Source organism: Providencia sp. M-27 (genome assembly GCF_011077905.1).
Classification (GTDB): domain Bacteria; phylum Pseudomonadota; class Gammaproteobacteria; order Enterobacterales; family Enterobacteriaceae; genus Providencia; species Providencia huaxiensis.
Map to the genome: position 1 here is coordinate 1 of NZ_JAALBT010000078.1, position 446 is coordinate 446.

General features: G+C 39.0%; 1 protein-coding gene. It reads right to left on the minus strand.

Annotation, left to right across the window (positions count from 1 at the left end; all coding sequences use genetic code 11):
• Positions 1-267: 267 nt before the first annotated feature.
• On the minus strand, positions 268-435 hold the full coding sequence (locus tag G6Q48_RS23235) for a helix-turn-helix domain-containing protein (protein WP_166268422.1): 168 nt from the start codon (positions 433-435) through the stop codon (positions 268-270).
• Between the last annotated feature and the right edge of the window lie 11 nt (positions 436-446).

Below are 446 nucleotides of genomic sequence, written 5' to 3' on the forward strand. Positions count from 1 at the left end.
ATGTATGGTTTATTTGCCTTAGAAACTCAAAATGAAAGCCTTATCGTTGGAGCAAAAGCTCAGTTGGGAGTTATATAATTTAAAAATATGATTGCTGAGAACTGCCTTGTTTTGAAACTTGGTTGGCTTTAATTAGTTTTTAGTATTCTTTATAGAAAATGCCTCGATCAAGGGGCATTTCTAACAATCATTTAACATAAAATTTCTTATGTGAAGTAACCTGAATGCAGCGGTGCCCCATTGGGGGCGCGTTGAGATAAGCCTCTTTTAGATAACTTTAGCAACTCGATAGACAGTTGCAACTCCACAATTCACTGCTTTGGCAATTTCTTCCTTAGTCATATTGCCGGCACTGTTGCAAATAGTCGGTGGTGATAAACTTATCATCCCCTTTTGCTGATGGAGCTGCACATGAACCCATTCAAAGGCCGGCATTTTCAGCGTGA

What these genes read in the sequence shown, in the direction of transcription:
- G6Q48_RS23235 (WP_166268422.1), bottom strand. Translation starts at nt 435, where the DNA reads ATGCCGGCCTTTGAATGGGTTCATGTGCAGCTCCATCAGCAAAAGGGG.